The organism is Pseudomonas sp. 1121_17 (assembly GCF_052850745.1).
Window position 1 is genome coordinate 134,754 of record NZ_VXCX01000009.1, and the last position, 17,997, is coordinate 152,750.

At 55.9% G+C, this 17,997-nt stretch carries 13 protein-coding genes; 9 read left to right on the forward strand and 4 right to left on the reverse strand.

What is annotated here, in order from left to right:
• Positions 1 to 31: 31 nt before the first annotated feature.
• The 8 genes from FW789_RS17155 (at position 32) to FW789_RS17190 (ending at position 11,013) form a co-directional block, all read left to right on the forward strand.
• On the forward strand, positions 32 to 451 hold the full coding sequence (locus tag FW789_RS17155) for a F0F1 ATP synthase subunit epsilon (protein WP_101322799.1): 420 nt from the start codon (positions 32 to 34) through the stop codon (positions 449 to 451).
• A gap of 120 nt (positions 452 to 571) precedes the next feature.
• Positions 572 to 1,939 (forward strand): bifunctional UDP-N-acetylglucosamine diphosphorylase/glucosamine-1-phosphate N-acetyltransferase GlmU, encoded by a 1,368-nt coding sequence (glmU, locus tag FW789_RS17160; RefSeq protein WP_103435497.1) that lies wholly within the window; start codon positions 572 to 574, stop codon positions 1,937 to 1,939.
• A 172-nt stretch (positions 1,940 to 2,111) separates the two neighbouring features.
• Entirely contained in the window at positions 2,112 to 2,888 is a 777-nt protein-coding gene (locus tag FW789_RS17165; protein WP_101322801.1) for a DeoR/GlpR family DNA-binding transcription regulator, read from the forward strand.
• 1 nt (position 2,889) lies between these two features.
• Positions 2,890 to 4,725: a glutamine--fructose-6-phosphate transaminase (isomerizing) gene (gene glmS / locus FW789_RS17170; protein ID WP_186700281.1), complete on the forward strand. Its 1,836-nt coding sequence runs from the start codon at positions 2,890 to 2,892 to the stop codon at positions 4,723 to 4,725.
• A 187-nt stretch (positions 4,726 to 4,912) separates the two neighbouring features.
• Positions 4,913 to 5,827, forward strand: coding sequence for a TnsA endonuclease N-terminal domain-containing protein (locus tag FW789_RS17175; RefSeq protein ID WP_100852561.1), 915 nt, complete (start codon positions 4,913 to 4,915; stop codon positions 5,825 to 5,827).
• Positions 5,824 to 8,004 (forward strand): Mu transposase C-terminal domain-containing protein, encoded by a 2,181-nt coding sequence (locus FW789_RS17180; RefSeq protein ID WP_100852560.1) that lies wholly within the window; start codon positions 5,824 to 5,826, stop codon positions 8,002 to 8,004. Before FW789_RS17175 ends, FW789_RS17180 begins: the two co-directional genes overlap by 4 nt.
• Entirely contained in the window at positions 8,004 to 9,461 is a 1,458-nt protein-coding gene (locus FW789_RS17185) for an ATP-binding protein (protein WP_100852559.1), read from the forward strand. Before FW789_RS17180 ends, FW789_RS17185 begins: the two co-directional genes overlap by 1 nt.
• A 19-nt stretch (positions 9,462 to 9,480) precedes the next feature.
• A complete protein-coding gene (locus tag FW789_RS17190) occupies positions 9,481 to 11,013 on the forward strand; it encodes a TnsD family Tn7-like transposition protein (RefSeq protein WP_446431793.1) in 1,533 nt (510 codons plus the stop codon).
• Here the strand turns inward: FW789_RS17190 and FW789_RS17195 are convergent.
• Entirely contained in the window at positions 10,963 to 11,301 is a 339-nt protein-coding gene (locus FW789_RS17195) for a hypothetical protein (RefSeq protein WP_162497242.1), read from the reverse strand. The two genes, FW789_RS17190 and FW789_RS17195, sit on opposite strands and share 51 nt — an antisense overlap.
• A gap of 639 nt (positions 11,302 to 11,940) precedes the next feature.
• Positions 11,941 to 12,330 carry an antitoxin Xre-like helix-turn-helix domain-containing protein gene (locus tag FW789_RS17200; protein ID WP_100852557.1) on the reverse strand — a complete coding sequence of 130 codons (390 nt, stop codon included), beginning with the start codon at positions 12,328 to 12,330 and terminating at the stop codon, positions 11,941 to 11,943.
• A gap of 282 nt (positions 12,331 to 12,612) precedes the next feature.
• Between FW789_RS17200 and FW789_RS17205 the strand changes: the two genes are divergently transcribed.
• A complete protein-coding gene (locus FW789_RS17205) occupies positions 12,613 to 15,591 on the forward strand; it encodes a TrlF family AAA-like ATPase (protein ID WP_100852556.1) in 2,979 nt (992 codons plus the stop codon).
• A gap of 154 nt (positions 15,592 to 15,745) precedes the next feature.
• On the opposite strand, the gene arsJ is transcribed toward FW789_RS17205, so the two are convergent.
• Together arsJ and FW789_RS17215 are read right to left on the reverse strand one after the other, a co-directional pair.
• Complete coding sequence (gene arsJ / locus FW789_RS17210; protein WP_100852555.1) at positions 15,746 to 16,978, reverse strand: organoarsenical effux MFS transporter ArsJ; 1,233 nt, start codon at positions 16,976 to 16,978, stop codon at positions 15,746 to 15,748.
• Positions 16,979 to 16,987: 9 nt separating this feature from the next.
• Positions 16,988 to 17,992 (reverse strand): ArsJ-associated glyceraldehyde-3-phosphate dehydrogenase, encoded by a 1,005-nt coding sequence (locus FW789_RS17215; protein WP_100852554.1) that lies wholly within the window; start codon positions 17,990 to 17,992, stop codon positions 16,988 to 16,990.
• Between the last annotated feature and the right edge of the window lie 5 nt (positions 17,993 to 17,997).

The following is a 17,997-nucleotide window of genomic DNA, read 5'->3' on the forward strand; positions in this document are numbered from 1 at the left end:
CAAGGGGCGCCAATCAGGTTGAGGCAAGCAGATGGCTATGACAGTCCATTGCGATATCGTCAGCGCAGAAGGAGAGATTTTCTCCGGTCTGGTCGAGATGGTAGTTGCGCACGGTAACCTGGGTGATCTTGGTATCGCTCCGGGCCACGCGCCGCTGATCACCAATCTCAAGCCAGGCCCGATCACGCTGACCAAGCAGGGTGGCACCCAAGAGGTGTTTTACATCTCTGGTGGTTTCCTCGAGGTCCAGCCGAACATGGTCAAGGTGCTTGCCGATACCGTGCAACGTGCTGGCGACCTGGACGAAGCTCAGGCCCAAGCAGCCCTCAAGGCTGCCGAGAACGCCCTGAACAGCAAAAGCGCTGATTTCGACTACGGCGCTGCTGCCGCGCGTCTGGCCGAGGCCGCAGCTCAGCTGCGTACCGTCCAGCAGATGCGCAAAGGGAAGTAATCGGCCCAGGCCGACGCTTCCGTTGCGATTGAGTAAAAGGGTAGCCTCGGCTACCCTTTTTCTTTTTCCGAAATTTCTCTTCGGTCACAGCGCTGACCGCCCCGGATTGGTAGCCAGTCAATGTCACTCGATATCGTTATTCTCGCCGCAGGCCAAGGCACTCGCATGCGTTCGGCACTGCCTAAAGTGCTGCACCCGGTTGCCGGCAATTCCATGCTCGGCCATGTTATCCACAGCGCGCGCCAGCTCAAGCCGCAAGGTATTCATGTGGTCATCGGCCATGGTGCCGAGCTGGTCCGTGAACGCCTGGCAGCAGACGACCTCAACTTCGTCCTGCAAGACAAGCAACTGGGCACCGGCCATGCCGTCGCCCAAGCCATCCCGGCGCTGACCGCTGACACCGTGCTGGTGCTGTACGGCGATGTGCCGCTGATTGAAGTGGAAACCCTGCAGCGCCTGCTGGCCCAGGTTAGCCCACAGCAATTGGGCCTACTCACCGTCAACCTGGAAGACCCGACCGGCTATGGCCGCATCGTCCGCGATGCTCAGGGCCAGGTTGCCGCGATCATCGAACACAAGGATGCCAGCGAGGCACAGAAGGCGATCACCGAGGGCAACACCGGAATTCTGGCCATGCCGGCTGCGCGCCTGAGTGACTGGATGAGCCGTTTGTCCAACAACAATGCCCAAGGCGAATACTACCTCACCGACGTCATTGCCATGGCTGTGGCAGACGGCCTGGTGGTCGCTACCGAGCAGCCGCACGATGCCATGGAAGTGCAGGGCGCCAACGACCGCCGGCAGCTGTCCGAGCTCGAGCGTCATTACCAACTGCGCGAAGGTCGCCGCCTGATGGCGCTTGGCGTGACCCTGCGTGATCCGGCCCGCTTCGATGTACGCGGTGAAGTGACGGTCGGCCGTGATGTGCTGATCGACGTCAACGTGATTCTCGAAGGCAAGGTGGTGATCGAGGATGACGTGCAGATCGGCCCCAATTGTGTGATCAAGAACAGTACCTTGTGCAAGGGTGCTGTGGTCAAGGCCAACAGCCATATCGAAGGTGCGGTGCTGGGTGAGGGCAGCGATGCTGGCCCGTTTGCGCGCCTGCGCCCGGGCAGCGTGCTGGATGCCAAAGCGCATGTGGGTAACTTTGTTGAGCTGAAGAACGCTCACCTGGGTGAAGGTGCCAAAGTCGGTCACCTGACCTACCTAGGCGATGCTGAGGTCGGTGCACGCACCAATATTGGCGCCGGCACCATCACCTGCAACTACGATGGCGCCAACAAATTCAAGACAGTGCTGGGCGCGGACGTCTTTATCGGCTCGAACAACTCGCTGGTCGCGCCTGTGGATATCCTGGACGGCGCCACTACTGCGGCCGGTTCGACCATCAATCAGAACGTCGAGGCCGGTCAGCTGGCAGTCGCGCGTAGCCGTCAGCGCAATATCGACGGCTGGAAGCGGCCTGTGAAAATCACCAAGAACTGATTTATCCACAGCCGGTAATTCGAAAGCCGACTTATGTGAGTAAGTCGGCTTTCTTATTTCAGCAGGTGATATCCGTTTCGATAGTTACCCACAGGCGCAAGAGCGCTTGACGAAGACGTCGAGTTAGGTTTTGATTGGGCTACTTATCTTTCGAATCGAAACTTAACCTGTCATGTCGAAACGAAACACCCCCCAGCGCCGTCATAACATCCTGGCGCTGCTCAGCGAGCAAGGCGAGGTGAGTGTGGATAACCTGGCCAAGCGTTTCGAAACCTCCGAGGTGACCATCCGCAAGGATCTGGCTGCGCTCGAGAGCAATGGCCTGCTGCTGCGTCGCTATGGCGGCGCGGTACCGGTACCGCAGGAGCTGCTGGCCGAAGCTGTGCAACCCGTATCCCTGTACAAGCAGGCCATCGCTCGCGCCGCCGTGGAGCGGATCCGCGAGCACGCCCGGATCATCATCGACAGCGGCAGTACCACCGCCGCCATGATCCCCGAGCTGGGCCGCCAGCCCGGCCTGGTGGTGATGACCAACTCGCTCAACGTAGCCCGCGCCATCAGTGACCTTGAACACGAGCCGGTGCTGTTGATGACCGGAGGCACCTGGGACCCGCATTCGGAGTCGTTCCAGGGCCAGGTCGCCGAGCAGGTACTTCGCTCGTACGATTTCGACCAGTTGTTCATCGGCGCCGATGGCATCGACCTGCAGCGCGGCACCACCACCTTCAACGAGCTGCTCGGTTTGAGCCGCGTGATGGCCGAAGTTGCCCGCGAAGTGATCGTGATGGTCGAGTCGGACAAGGTCGGGCGCAAGATCCCCAACCTGGAGCTGCCGTGGAGCAGCATCAGTACCCTTATTACAGACGAGCGCCTGCCCATGGCGGCGCGCGAAGCATTCAAAGCCCGCGGCATTAACCTGATCTGCGCCGCGATCAGCCAGGAGCAATAATATGTGTGGAATCGTTGGTGCCGTTGCTGAACGTAATATCACGACCATTCTGATCGAAGGCCTCAAGCGCCTCGAGTACCGTGGCTACGACAGCGCTGGCCTGGCTGTGCTGACCGAGAACGGCGCGCTGCAACGCCGCCGCCGCATCGGCAAGGTCAGCGAGCTGGATGCCGCCGTCGCCGCCGAGCCTCTCGCCGGCAAGCTGGGCATCGCCCACACCCGTTGGGCCACCCACGGCGCGCCGACCGAGCAGAATGCCCACCCGCATTTCTCCAGCGATGAACTGGCGGTGGTGCACAACGGCATCATCGAAAACCACGAAGAGCTGCGCGAAGAGCTCAGAGGCCTGGGTTACGTGTTTGCCTCGCAGACCGACACCGAAGTCATCGTCCACCTGATTCATCACACCCTGAAAAGCACACCAGACCTGGCCGATGCTCTCAAGGCTGCGGTCAAGCGCCTGCATGGTGCCTACGGCCTGGCGCTGATCAGCATCAAGCAGCCGGACCGCCTGGTCGCCGCACGCAGCGGCAGCCCGCTGGTGATTGGTCTCGGCCACGGCGAAAACTTCCTCGCCTCCGACCAGTTGGCCCTGCGCCAGGTCACTGACCGCTTCATGTACCTGGAGGAGGGCGACATCGCCGAAATCCGCCGCGACCAGATCACCATCTGGGACCAGGCCGGCGCACAGGTGCAACGCGAAACCGTGCAGTACCACGAAGGCGCTGAAGCAGCCGACAAAGGCACTTATCGCCACTTCATGCTCAAGGAGATCCATGAGCAGCCAGCGGTGGTGCAGCGCACTCTCGAAGGCCGCCTGGGCGGTGACCATGTGCTGGTGCAAGCCTTCGGCCCACAAGCCGCCGAGCTGTTCGCCAAAGTACGCAATGTGCAGATCGTTGCCTGCGGCACCAGCTACCACGCCGGTATGGTTGCTCGTTACTGGCTGGAAAGCCTGGCCGGCATCCCTTGCCAGGTCGAAGTCGCCAGCGAGTTCCGCTACCGCAAGGTCGTAGTGCAGCCAGACACCCTGTTCGTGTCGATTTCCCAGTCGGGCGAAACCGCCGACACCTTAGCCGCCCTGCGCAATGCCAAAGAGCTCGGCTTCCTCGGCAGCCTGGCCATCTGCAACGTCGGCATCAGCTCGCTGGTGCGCGAGTCCGACCTAACCCTGCTGACCCTGGCTGGCCCGGAAATCGGCGTTGCCTCGACCAAGGCCTTCACCACCCAGCTGGTCTCGCTGATGCTGCTCACCCTGGCCCTTGGCCGCGTGCGTGGCACCCTCGAAGCCGGTGTAGAAGCAGAGCTGGTCGAAGAGCTGCGCCGCCTGCCGACTCGCCTGGGCGAAGCGCTGGCGATGGACGGCGTGGTCGAAAAGATCGCCGAGCTGTTCGCCGACAAGCACCACACCCTGTTCCTCGGCCGCGGCGCGCAGTACCCGGTAGCCATGGAAGGTGCGCTCAAGCTCAAGGAAATCTCCTACATCCACGCTGAAGCCTACCCAGCTGGCGAGCTCAAGCACGGCCCGCTGGCGCTGGTAGACGCCGACATGCCGGTAGTCACCGTCGCGCCGAACAACGAACTGCTGGAGAAGCTCAAGTCCAACCTGCAGGAAGTCCGCGCCCGCGGTGGTGAGCTGGTGGTGTTTGCCGATGAGCACGCCGGCATGAGCAATGCAGAAGGCATCCACGTTATCAACGTGCCGCACATCGCCGATGCGCTCGCGCCGATCCTCTACACCATCCCGCTGCAGTTACTGTCGTACTACGTGGCGGTGCTGAAGGGGACCGATGTCGACCAGCCGCGGAACTTGGCTAAGTCGGTTACGGTGGAGTGATGTGAAGCTGGGAGGGCGGTTTGGTTGTTGCTTCCTAAAAAAGGGAGTAACAAAAAAAATTAAGTAGGTAACAAGCGAAATTAAGTAGGTAACAAGCCCCTCGGAGGCGTAAAATCGGGGTTCAAGCGGCTGTATAGCGGCCGCATCGTCGATTTGAAGCGATTTGCACTCCGAGGCTGGCGCCGCTATGAATCCCTCCCAGCCCAATCCGACACCTCCCGCGGCCTTCAATCCGCGTCGGGGAAAGCTTGTTAGCAGGGATTACCTCGAGAAGCTGATCAAAAAAGGCGTCGGCAGCGGTGAACGTGAGTCCTACCGGCCCTGGCTCAAAATCCGGTCGGTTCCTTCCAGGGGCACGTCCAGAGTCGTGCCTGGAGTCCGGGTCGCTCGCGGGCATCACTGCTTGTCCAATGGCGAATTCAGTTTCTTCGTCCTGATGGAGTTCAATCAAGACATCACGGACATCCGTGAGCAGTTCCCGCTGCTTGATTACGATGAGACCCACTCCATCGCGTTGCAAAAAAATATCAAGCCCGCCCGTTATATCGGTACGGATGTGCCGTTCGTTCACACCGCAGACTTCATGCTTAGCTACACCCGCGCTGGAGCTGATGCGACGACGCTTGTCGCAATTTCACTTAAATATCGAAGTGAAATAGCTAACGCTTCTGTCGAAAAGCGAAAGCGCATCTTCGAAAAGCAAGAAATCGAGAAAGAGTATTGGGCGCGGCGTGGAGTCGAATCGAAGCTATGCTTCTTCGAAGATCTTCCACACATGAAGATCAAGAATCTCATCATCATTCGAAGCTATGCCAATTTGCCTTTGTCTATTGCATCTGACAACAACGTCAAGAAGATTCTGCAGTTCCTGAGTGCTGCCGACCCAGTCGAAGTAGAGCGTATTTCACTGAGGCGATTGTTGAGGCTTATCAGTCAGAACGTATATATAGAATACTCGGTTGTAAAAGAGCTAGTTTTTTATCTTATTTGGCATAAGCGAATCATAGTTAATTTAGATGAGTTCGAACTTGGAATATCTAAGCCTCTGATGGGGCTAACAGTGCCCTCCACAGCGGTATATTTCGGTGAGGTCACGTTGTGAAATTGCCCATTAATTATGTCTTAGTCCCGGTACTCGAATCCGCCTTAATAAAGTCGGTCTCAAGGATTATAGATATTAACCATAGTACCGGGCAGGCGCTGATCATTGGGCTTGAGTACCCCTTGAAGAAGCCAGGCGTGATCGGCATTGAGGAGATTTCCTACGAGCTGGAGCAGGGAATCCTCCGAGTTGAGCAGGACCTCCCTGCGGCATACATGCTTAAGGATGAGGACGAGCTCAGTGATAAAGAAAAATTGTCACGCGAAAAAGCATGGAAGCTTATTAAAGACATCGTCGTAGATAAAACCGCCGGCGATATGTTTGTGGATGGTGGCTTCGGTAAGCTCGTAGCTGACCATGCGGCTAGGCTGAACGTTTCGCGAGTGATGATCTATAGGCTACTCTATAGATATTGGGCGCATGGTCAGTCCAAAAACGTATTCCTTTGGCAATCGACCAAGTGGGGCGCCCCAGGAAAACGGAAGGTCTACAAGGAGGGCGCTCAACCAGGGAGGCCGCCGCTCTACCGTGGAATCGTCAAGAAGGATCGAGCGATACGAATCAATGACTTTGACCTGATCTGCATTGAGACGTCCTTTCTAAGGTATGTCAACAAACAGGAGTCTTCAGTTAAGAAATCTTTCGACTGGATGATCCAAAACTATTATCGAGAGATACATTCAGATGGGACTGTCGGAGATGTCAAACGCGGTAAACATCCGACCATAACCCAGTTCAGACGATACTCGGGTCAATACTTCGATCGTCTGTCTATACTGAAGTCCCACGCCGGTGAGATTCGTTGGCTTAAAGACCATCGCGCTATTAAAGGTAGTGCTGTTGATGGTGTATCCGGCCCGGCTCATCGATACGAGATAGACGCCACTATTGCAGATATTTATCTCGTCCACCGTGTGAATAGAAATTGGATCATAGGAAGGCCTGTACTTTATATTGTAGTGGATGCCTATTCGCGCATGATTGTGGGAGTACACGTCGGACTCGAAGGTCCAAGCTGGGAGGGTGCTCGCCATGCGTTATACAACGCATTTACAAGCAAAGTGGATTATTGCAAGCGCTATGGCATAACAATCGATGAAGATGAGTGGCCGTGCCATCACATCCCGGCTGAGGTTTCAGCAGACCGGGCGGAGCTGCTTAGTCATGCAGGCGAGGAGTTTTCCAACACCCTTGATGTGATTTTGAAAATTGCGCCCCCTTACAGGCCTGATTGGAAGTCCATCGTAGAGAGTCGTTTCAAGCTCATTAATCAAGGGCTTAGCCTTAAGTTCATGCCGGGTGGCGTCGACGCTCGAAGAAACGAGCGTGGGGATCGCGATTATCAGCTGGATGCTCAGTACGATTTAGATCAGTTCACGTCAATCATTATTAATGAAATCCTCTACCACAACTCCACCCTACATTTACCACATCTCGCCACTAACGATATGGTCCGGGATGAGATAGATCTCTATCCGATCGATATTTGGAAGTGGGGAATGGAGAATAATCTCCTGAGGCTAAAGACTCGCACGGATACGGAGATCAAGATTGGTCTATTACCCTCCGCGCTAGCAACCGTACGCCGAGCGGGTATTTACTTCAAAGGGGTGTACTACACCTGCGCCCTGGCTCAGCGCGAGGAATGGTTTGCCAAAGCTCATAACTTCGGCGTCCAGCGGCTGAAGGTTTGGTATGACCCAAATAGCGTTGATAATGTTTGGATCCGTGATGGGGCGGGCTTCGTTCGCTTGGAAGTAGTTGAGTACCTGAAGGAAAAATATAGCGGTTTTCGGCTAGAGGAGGTTGAAGACCGGATTGCGATCTTGAAGCAAGTATCACCTGACAAAGAGTACGACCGGCTCAACAAAGCAGCTCGGACAAGAGATGCCAACGATGAAATATCCCAGCAAGCGAAAAAAATGAAACAGGCCTCGCCCGCTCCGCCATCCAAAGCTGCGGCAAAGGCCAATAAGTTAGTTAATCGCCGTTCAGAGGTAGTGGTGCTTCGGGCAGCAGACAGTGCTGATCTATCGCGATTGAAGACCGACGATTTGGCGCTCTCATCGCCACCTTCCGCTGAGCAATCGGATCAAGACGTCTCGACGCGCGAGCCCACAGCGCGCAAGAAGGTCGTTTTGAGTTTGATCTCCTCCAAGCTCAAAAGGCCTGAATAATGCTTCGCTCATCTGCTGCGATCTACACTCCGACCGGGCTCGCTCATTATGACGGCAACCCTCTGATAGAGGCGCTTCCCGCCATCCATGAAGATGAGGCTATAGGCGAACTGCTCTGCAATTTTCCCGAATTTCCCAGCGCGGCAGAGATGACATTGAGTGCAAAGCTCAGAGCGCACTGCGTTAGCCGTATTAGCGACATTGTTGTACCTATGGAACTGCATCTTCAGTTCGAAGCGTCCCTAAGCCAACTGATTAGGGCAGGCTACACTGCTCGAAACCCCTTTGATCGGAACGCTGTGGCCATGCTTCATGCAGCTGACGATTCTCAACTACGGCATTGCGGCTTCAAATCCTCTGCATCCTCGCTCGCAATTTTTGGGTTGAGTGGCATGGGGAAAACCACAATGCTAAACAGCGTGGTCAAGACCTATCCTCAAGTGATTGTCCACAAGCGATATGCCGGTAAGGCCTTGAATAGGACGCAGGTTGTCTGGCTAAAAATTGATTGTCCTCACGATGGCTCCCCGCGCGGTCTGTGTGCTGCTTTTTTCGCTGCGCTCGATGCAGCAATCGGCAGTGATTATACTGATAGGTACATGAAGCCAAGAGCGAGTGTCAGTATGCTGCTTCAGCACGTCAGTCAGCTCAGCCGCAGTTTCAATGTGGGCGTTTTAATTATTGACGAGTTACAGAATCTAAATTTGTTAGCTGATACTGAAGCAAAGCAGCGCATTCTCAATTTTTTCCTGACCCTATCTAATGATTCGGGCATACCGCTAGTTTATTCCGGCACGAACTCCACCTTCAAACTTTTCTCCAAGGTTGTTCGAAACGCAAGGCGTGCCCTTGGCATGAGCGATTATTACTTTGATCGGTTTCGGATCGACGACGACGAATGGAGTGCCTTGGTACAAACCTTCCTTGCCTACAATTGGACAAGGGAGCTGGTCCAATTCACGCCCGAGCTTAACGAAACATTGTACGACCTGAGCCAGGGGAATACTGATTTCCTAGCGAAATTGATGATGCTAACCCAGTGGTACGCACTATCGAACGACGAGAAAATTACCCCCGCCCTTTACCGAAAAGTCTATGAACGGCAGATGATCATTCTGCATAAGCCCATAGAGGCTCTACGCAGCCGTGATCCACTACAAATCGGCGATTTCGAAGACATGATGCCGGCCCGTGAACAAGTGGCGCAGATGCTCGCTGCGGCTCATCTGCGCCAGGCACGGCGAGCTGGATCGCTTATTCACCGTACCCCTCTGGCCGACCCTCTGTCGATTGACACAGCCGAGAAATCTGCTGGTCGCAGGCGCGGCCATTTGGCTGCAGTGGCTGATCCTTCGGTAGTTAGCGACGCGCAGCAGATCGCGGAATCCGATGACTGGGAAGCCACTGCTGCCGAGAAGGGCTTTACTACATTGGACGGCAAAATAGATCTTTGGTGATGGTAGGGAGCGGGATGATATGGCTTCTGTGCTGAACTTCCCTACGCCCCTTCCAGATGAAACTATCACCAGCCTGGTAACCCGTTACCATCAGATCTCTGGAGGTGTCGGGGTCCGGCGGACGCTGACTGATCTGTTTGGGAGCGTCACTCGCAGCTACGCATCTGACCTGCCGTGTTATCTGAGCCGCCTTGAAGCTTCGTCAGGCTTTGGCGGCCTGGCGGACAGCCATACGCTACTTCCATACTTCGACCCTTTTCTTTCCCCTGGGATAGCCAGGCGGGCCAGGCAGCTGATGCAGTCGGCCCAGTCTGATGGGCTCAAGATGACGTTGGGTATCACAGCAGCTGGATTTGAGCGGTTCCGCGTCCGGCAATACTGCCCCCGATGTGTCGCCGTGGACGTTTCGGTACATGGGGTGTCTTACTGGCATGTCGGTCACCAAGCCACTGGCGTACATGTCTGCCCGGTCCATCATTGCTCCCTGCAGCGCGTTCTATCCGACCCACGGTTCGGCTATTTCAACCAGTTTTTTCTTCCCTCAGATGTGATTCGGCTTCGGGGACGTGAGGAGATCGAGTCTGCGCCTACTGCGTATTTCTGCCGGCTTGCGAAGCTTGCAGACATCGTGGATTGGGGGAGGTCCCACCCTCGAGCGATCTCCAGCCTGCTTCAGGCCCGCTATCTTTTATTCGTCTTAGACAGAGCTGGGTATATTTCGCGTGGGAGGGTGCGTGCTGGCATGCTTGCAGAGCATTTTCTAGAAGCTACTGAGCTATATCCGCCACGAGACGAATTTTGCAGGTTGTTCGAGCTCCACGGTGAAAAAGTAGTTTGGCCATTCAATTTGCTACGGGCACGCGCCTCAAGCCATCACCCCATTTTTTTCTATGTTTTCCTCAATTCATTTGGTGTAGACCTTCAATGCCTAATCCAAGACGATGCTGAAAGTGTGAAATTTTGCCCTGCTCCGTTACTCAAAGCCGTGTCTCAAGCGTCGCCTGCGCCCCATTTTGAGCTGGTCGCTAGACGACAATCCTTTACTACAAGCTACGCTATAGGTCCAGCTAAGAAGGCGCAAAATTATACTTGGCTATATCGTCACGACCGGGCATGGCTCCGAAACTATATTTCTTGTCATGCGAAGCGTTTGGCAGTTAACGATAACATTGACTGGGACGGGAGAGACCGTGAGCTAGTCGCAAGGTTGTCACGCGCTTTGGATGACTTATACGCGTTGCCAGGTAGGCCAGTTCTTATTTCACTAGCGGCTCTGTGTCGCGTCTTATCTGTACCTCCTGATGCGTTTCGACAGCAGCGGAAGCTGCCCAGGTCTACGGCGTTCATCAAGGCGTGTTTGGAAAGCCGGCATGATCATCAGCTCAGAAAGCTACACTGGGCCGCTCGTTTCCTAGCTATGAAAAATGTGAATATTACTCGGTCCAGCCTATTCAGGCAGGCTAACATAAGAGTATTGCATCTGGCGGAGAGTGAAGTTGCGTCAATCATTGTCGGCGCGACAGGCATTCATAGCGGTCATGAAATTGTCTAGGTTGCCGTACAGGAGATATGCGACCCGAGTGAATAACTGCATAGGTGTACGAGGCGAACTTTTTATGGCGGCTTCAGCTTGCAAGTAAATCCGTTCATCAATCGCCGTGGTAGGGTCTTCATTTATACAAAACTGGAAATAGCTACTAATTGATGGAGTTTCATAACCGTGAACCTCCAGAGAACGATTTATGGCGGGGATGGAAAAAACTCGAAACTCTTCGGGGGATGGTAAATTCAGTACGTCATAAACGAATTTAGAATAATTATGTTCGGATGAGCTTTGCACCGCATGCGCCTTGCCATAGCGCTCATGGGTTAGGCATGAACTTAGCTTCGTAATCTTGTGCCGCTGCAATGTTACTTTGCAGGTAGGGCAGTTCTCCAGCAAGGGCGATGCGTGTCGATGGCATACTTCAACGCCCAGCGGTCCTGGAGTTACATGGGTGCGGTGTATATAGGCGGTACCTAGGCGCTGCACATCTTCAATGACACATTGAGCGCATACCCTAAATGGTCCCCTGGGCAGTACAGACGCGGATCGGTATCGGACCCTATCGAACAATATAGCTATCGGATAGAGAGTATGCCTGCTCAAGGCATCAGGGCCAAAGATTCCGCGAAATGCCCTAGTGTCTCCTAACTTCAATACATTCAACTCGAACTCGGTGATCTCAAGATACCGGGACTCGTTTTCGACTATCCCGCAGAGTTCATTGTTTCTTAAGATGGTCGACGCAAAGTATTCCTCATCGAATGGCTCTGTGACCGGTGCATTTTTTGGTAGCAAGCAACACTCTCTTGAGAAAAGTAGATGGGAGATAGTACATCAGTGACTTCCGCGGTGACTTGGGATCACCTCAATGGGACCTCAGCATCCCCTTCGATGGATCTGCGGTCTGCTACCCGCGAAAGCGTGCGCTGGGTATTAGCCACTCCACTGGAGGTGATCGAGCCGCTTGTAGGTTTCGTACAGTGTGATGAGGCTTCCTTTTGACATCACCTCTAAGGGGGAACGACCTTGGAAGAAGGCATTGTCGTTCTTCATGGAAGGAAAACCCTTCACGTTCGCTTGGTTGTCAAAGGTATTTCGTAAGGCGGCGTGGATGTTCAGCACCAAGCTGACACGCTGCAATTGGTCAGTGTCGAGGCGCAGCACGGCGTCAGGGTGGTGGGCGATACGCTTTCGCGAAGACGGCGAGATGCGGAGGATGCTGCACACCTGATCATGAGTGGCATTCCACTCCTCGAGCACCCGCAGCGCGGTTTTTAGGGCTACTGCCTGTTGATCATGAGTGAGCTCACTTGAGATCGCCACTAAAAACCGCCTCCTTTGTCGTCGATGCCGCTCCGGACCATGGCGCATGGGTCTGATATGCCAGGCGCTATTCACATTCCGCGAACCGTTGTTCAAAGCATAAGCTCCCGATCATTTGCTCACTAGTCCGTCTCATCTGGAAAGCGACCAGCTCGAGCACCACGTGGGAAGGACATGGCGCAGCGCCATCAAATAGCCATAGGAAACACCCATCGCTCTCGTTTAAGCTCCGATAAAACCTTCGCGGTCCAGGTATGGAGACTACGGCAATGGGGGCTTCAGATGATTAGCAGGGGATCTGAATGGCATCGGTGGGAGCCGCATATCCACGCTCCTGGTACGGTTCTTAATAACCGGTTTGGCTCAAACGATCCGTGGGAGGCCTACCTCAGCTCCCTTGAAGGGCTACAGCCTGCAGTCGAAGCGATCGCTGTGACTGACTACTATGTCACGGACACCTACGAGCAAATTCTCAAGCACAAAGAAGCCGGCCGTTTGCCGGGGGTTCAGCTCATCTTCCCCAACATCGAGCTTCGTCTGGATGTGTTCGCCAAAACGGGTTATGTGAACCTTCACCTTCTCGTCAGTCCTGAAGATCCCGATCACATAGATGAGATCAAGCGCATCCTCAAGCGGCTCCAGTTCCATGCCTTCGGTGACCGCTTCGATTGCACGCGAGAAGAGCTGATCAAGCTCGGTAAGTGTGCAGATCCCTTGATTGTGGATGAGCTCGCGGCGTTGCGGCATGGGGCGACGCAGTTCAAGGTCAATTTTGACCAGCTACGAAAGGTGCTTGGGGAAAGCGACTGGGCCAAAAAAAATACGTTGGTCGCTGTCGCGGGTAACGCGAGTGACGGTACGTCCGGGGTTAGACAGGCGGCCGATGCGACCCTGCGGCAAGAAATCGAGAAGTTTGCTCACATCATCTTTTCCAGCCATCCGGCCCAGCGTGAATTCTGGCTCGGCCAGCGACCTGCCATGACGGCTGAGGACCTGCGCCTTCGTTATGGTGGCTGCAAGCCATGCCTTCATGGCAGTGATTCACATGACCAGAAATCAATTGGTCAGCCGGTGGATAACCGGTTTTCTTGGATCAAAGGTGCGCTGGATTTTGATTCTCTTCGCCAAGCATGCATCGATCCAGAGGGACGAGCCTATGTAGGCGAGTTGCCGCCTCGATCGGCGCTGCCGTCCCAGGTCATTTCTCACGTGAGGATAAACCGCGCGGACTGGGCGGCGACTCCAGATATACCGCTCAATCCAGGCCTTGTTGCCATCATTGGGGCGAGAGGTTCGGGAAAAACGGCGCTGGCGGACATTATCGCTGCGGGCTGCGATGCGATCACCCAAGAGAGCTGGGACGCGGACGAAAATAGTAGTGCGTCATTTCTGGCCCGTGCTCGTAGGTTGATCGGCAACGCTTCTACGACCCTGACCTGGGGAGGTGGCGCGTCGGTTGAGCGCGCTTTAGATGGAAGAGATGCCAACGGGCATATGGCCTTCCCGCGAGCTCGTTACCTCTCGCAGCAGTTCGTCGAGGAGTTGTGCTCCGCGAAGGGCATGTCAGACGGCCTCGTTGATGAGATCCAGCGGGTAATTTTTGACTCCCATAGCCCCGACAGTCGAGACGGGGCGATTGACTTTGAACAGCTGCGAGAACAGCTGACAAGCCGTTTCCAGCAGTCGAGGGATCGAGAGGCTGCCGCGATAGATGACATCTCGGAGCGAATCGCCACTGAGTTTGAGAAAGAGAGCTCGGTTGCCTCGCTAGGCTTCCAGGTTGCGCAGAAAAAACAGCAGATCGCTGGATATTCTGTCGACTTGGCAAAGCTCGTCGTTCAGGGCACAGAGGCTCATGCGACACGGCATGCGCAGCTTAGCGCGGCCGCAGAGAAGATGCGCAGTCGGATTCAGGCCTACAGCAGTCAGCGGCGGACCTTCGTGGCCCTGCAAGACGAGGTCAAGAGTATGCGGGCCACTGGAGCGCCCGAAATGCTCCGGCAGGTTCAAGCCAGACATGCCAATAGTGGTTTAGGACAGGAGCAATGGGAACAGTTTCTTCTGGTCTACAAGGGGGATGTCGACAAGAGTCTTGCCGGATACATTCAGTGGTCTGATCAGGAGATCATCAAGCTACGTGGAGTACCACCGGTACCCGGTGACCCTCTGGTCCCGTTGATTGCCGACACTGTGGATCTTGCAACGCTTCCTCTGGCGCCTATCGCTGCTGAAATGACCCGCCTTGAAGCGTTGTTCAGCGCAGATAAGCTTATTCAAGAGCAATTCAAGGCGTTGACCGACCGTATTACTCAGGAAAACGCGACGCTCAAGGCTCTCGAAACCAAGCTCACAGATGCTCAAGGGGCGGAAGCCCGCCGCAAAGCACTGCAGGCTGAACGCAGTGAGACGTACGGCCGGGTGTTTGAGGCGATCATCAATGAGCAAGATGCCTTGGCCGATCTCTATGCACCTTTAATGGCTCGTCTTGGCGAATCCTCAGGGACCTTGAAAAAACTAGGCATCTTGGTTCGACGGACTGCCGACGTCGCCGCTTGGGGTGAAATTGGTGAAGAGAAGCTGCTTGATCGGCGCAAGGCAGGACCGTTCAACGGGCGCGGGTCGCTGATCACCGCGGCTACGAAGGATCTCAAAGCAGCTTGGGAGACTGGTTCGGCTCAGGACATCCAAGCGGCGATGGCAGCCTTCATGGACAAATATCGCAAGCACTTCATTGATCATGCTCCGGTTGCACAAGCCCAGCAGGCGGAGTTCCGCGCTTGGTCCAAGCAGTTCGCTACCTGGCTCTATAGCACCGACCACATGACTGTCAGTTACGAGATCCTGTACGACGGTATCGATATTAGAAAGCTTTCACCTGGCACGCGCGGGATCGTACTGCTACTGCTCTATCTCGCGCTCGATGATGCGGATGATCGCCCCCTGATCATTGACCAGCCGGAGGAGAACCTCGATCCCAAATCGGTCTTCGATGAGCTGGTCGACCTATTTATCGCGGCAAAAGCGAAACGTCAGGTGATCATGGTGACGCACAATGCCAACCTAGTGATCAACACTGATGCTGATCAGATCATCGTGGCATCCTCGGGGCCCAATACTCCAGGCGGCTTACCGCCTATCACGTATGTTTCGGGCGGCCTTGAGAACTGTGAAGTCCGGACAGCAGTGTGTGAGATCTTGGAAGGTGGTGATACCGCTTTCCAAGAGCGTGCCAGACGGTTGCGGGTACGCTTGGAAAGGTAGGGGTTGGCGTGGCGAGCGTTTATTGGCGGTTGCTTGCCACGCACGTGCCGGGAAGTTCTGGACTTTATCGCATCGTCGATGGACCTCCTGGCTCCAGCGCCTAAGCCGGCGCTGTGGCCAGGACTCCCCTGTCTGCTGGCTGTAGTGAGCGACCTCAGGCCAAGGTACTGGTCGTATTGCTTTGCTTTGGCAGTGCTATCGAGATGAGTGCAGCAGCGAATACGAACGTGCTGGAAATCCACAAGCATGCCTCCAGGCCAGAGGCTTGGAACACCCAACCTGAAAGCAACGTGCCGATCAGCCGGCCCAATGCGTTGGACATGTAGTAGAAACCTACGTCCAGGGAAACGCCGTCTTGCTTGGCATAGCTGACGATCAGGTAGCTGTGCAGCGATGAGTTCACCGCGAACAGCACACCGAACAGCATCAGCCCGCCGAGCAGCACTACCTGGGCCGACCAGCCTGCCGATAGGCCCAGACCAATGAGCGCGGGCAATCCAGCCAGGGCGATCGCCCAGATAAAGGCCGCTCGACCGTCGGGTACATGACCGCGCTTCTTGCCGGTGATGTGAGGAGCAAACGACTGGACGATGCCATAGCCAATGATCCACGCGGCCAAGAAGCCACCGACCAGCCAAAAGTCCCAGCCAAACGCGGTGCTCAAGTACACCGGCAGCGCCACGACGAACCAGACGTCCCTGGCACCGAAGAGAAACAGTCGTGCAGCCGAAAGGATGTTGATGGCCCGGCTCTTGGACAGCATGTCGCGGAACTTCGGCTTGGCCTTGGCTTTGCCCAAGTCCCTGTTCAGCAGCACTAGACTGCCGATCCAGATCAGGGCCAGTACTGCTGCCATAACCAGCACCGCCAGCGTGAAGCCAAGCAACGCGAGCAATGCTCCGCCGAGGAAAAAGCCCACGCCTTTGAGCGCGTTCTTCGAGCCCGTGAGGATGGCCACCCATTTGTAGAGAGTGCCTTGCTGGCTATCCGGTACCAGAAGCTTGATGGAGCTCTTGGCGCTCATCTTGTTCAGGTCCTTGGCGATGCCGGACAGCGCCTGGGCGGCCATCACCCACGGCACTGTCAGCCAGGCTGCCGGAACCGTGAGCATCAGCAAGGCCAGCACCTGCATGCCCAGGCCGATGTTCATGGTGCGGTTGAGCCCCAGGCGGGCGCCGAGGTAGCCGCCCACTAGGTTGGTGATGACGCCAAACACTTCGTAGAACAGGAACAGCGCGGCGATCTGCAGCGGCGTGTAGCCCAACGAATGGAAGTGCAGTACCACCAACATGCGCAATGCACCGTCGGTGAGGGTGAAGGCCCAGTAGTTGCCGGTAATCAGCAGGTACTGACGCACTTCCCCAGATAGGGCTGACAACGCCTTCATGATCGCCGTTTACTCCGCCGCGCCGACCAGTCGTGCCAGTTCTGCCGCACGGTTGGCATAGCCCCACTCGTTGTCGTACCAGGCATATATCTTCACCTGTGTACCATTGACCACCAAGGTCGACAGCGCGTCGATGATCGAGGAGCGTGGATCAGTGCGGTAGTCGATAGACACCAGGGGGCGCTCTTCGTAGCCAAGGATGTCTTTCAGTGGTCCATCGGCCGCCGCCTTCAGCAGCGCGTTAACCTCCTCAGCTGTCGTCTCGCGCTCGACTTCAAACACACAGTCGGTCAGCGAGGCGTTGGCCAGCGGTACACGCACGGCGTGACCATTCAGCTTGCCGCGTAGCTCGGGGAAGATCTCAGCGATCGCAGTAGCCGAACCCGTGGTGGTCGGGATCAGGCTCATGCCCGAGGCACGGGCGCGGCGCAGGTCCTTGTGCGGCGTATCGAGGATGCTCTGGGTGTTGGTGAGGTCGTGGATGGTGGTGATCGAACCGTGACGAATGCCCAGGTTCTCGTGAATCACCTTGACCACCGGTGCCAGGCAGTTGGTGGTGCAGGAGGCGGCGGTCACGATACGGTGCTGCGCCGGGTCGAACAGGTGCTGGTTGACGCCCATCACCACGTTCAGTGCACCCTTTTCCTTCACCGGAGCGCAGACCACCACGCGTTTGACGCCTTGATCCAGATAGGCCTGAAGCACGGCCACCGACTTCATCTTGCCGCTGGCCTCGATAACCAGATCGCAGCCCGACCAGTCGGTGTCGGCAATCGTCTTGTTCGCGGTGACCTTGATGCGCTTGCCCTCGATCATCACCGAGTCGCCTTCAGCACTCGCCTCACGATGCCAGCGCCCGTGCACCGAATCGAAGTTGATCAGGTGGGCGTGGGTCGCTGCGTCGCCGGCAGGGTCATTGATCTGCAGGAACTCGAATTCCGGCCAGTCCCAGGACGCGCGAAGCGCCAAGCGACCAATACGGCCAAACCCATTGATGCCTACTTTGATAGCCATGTTCT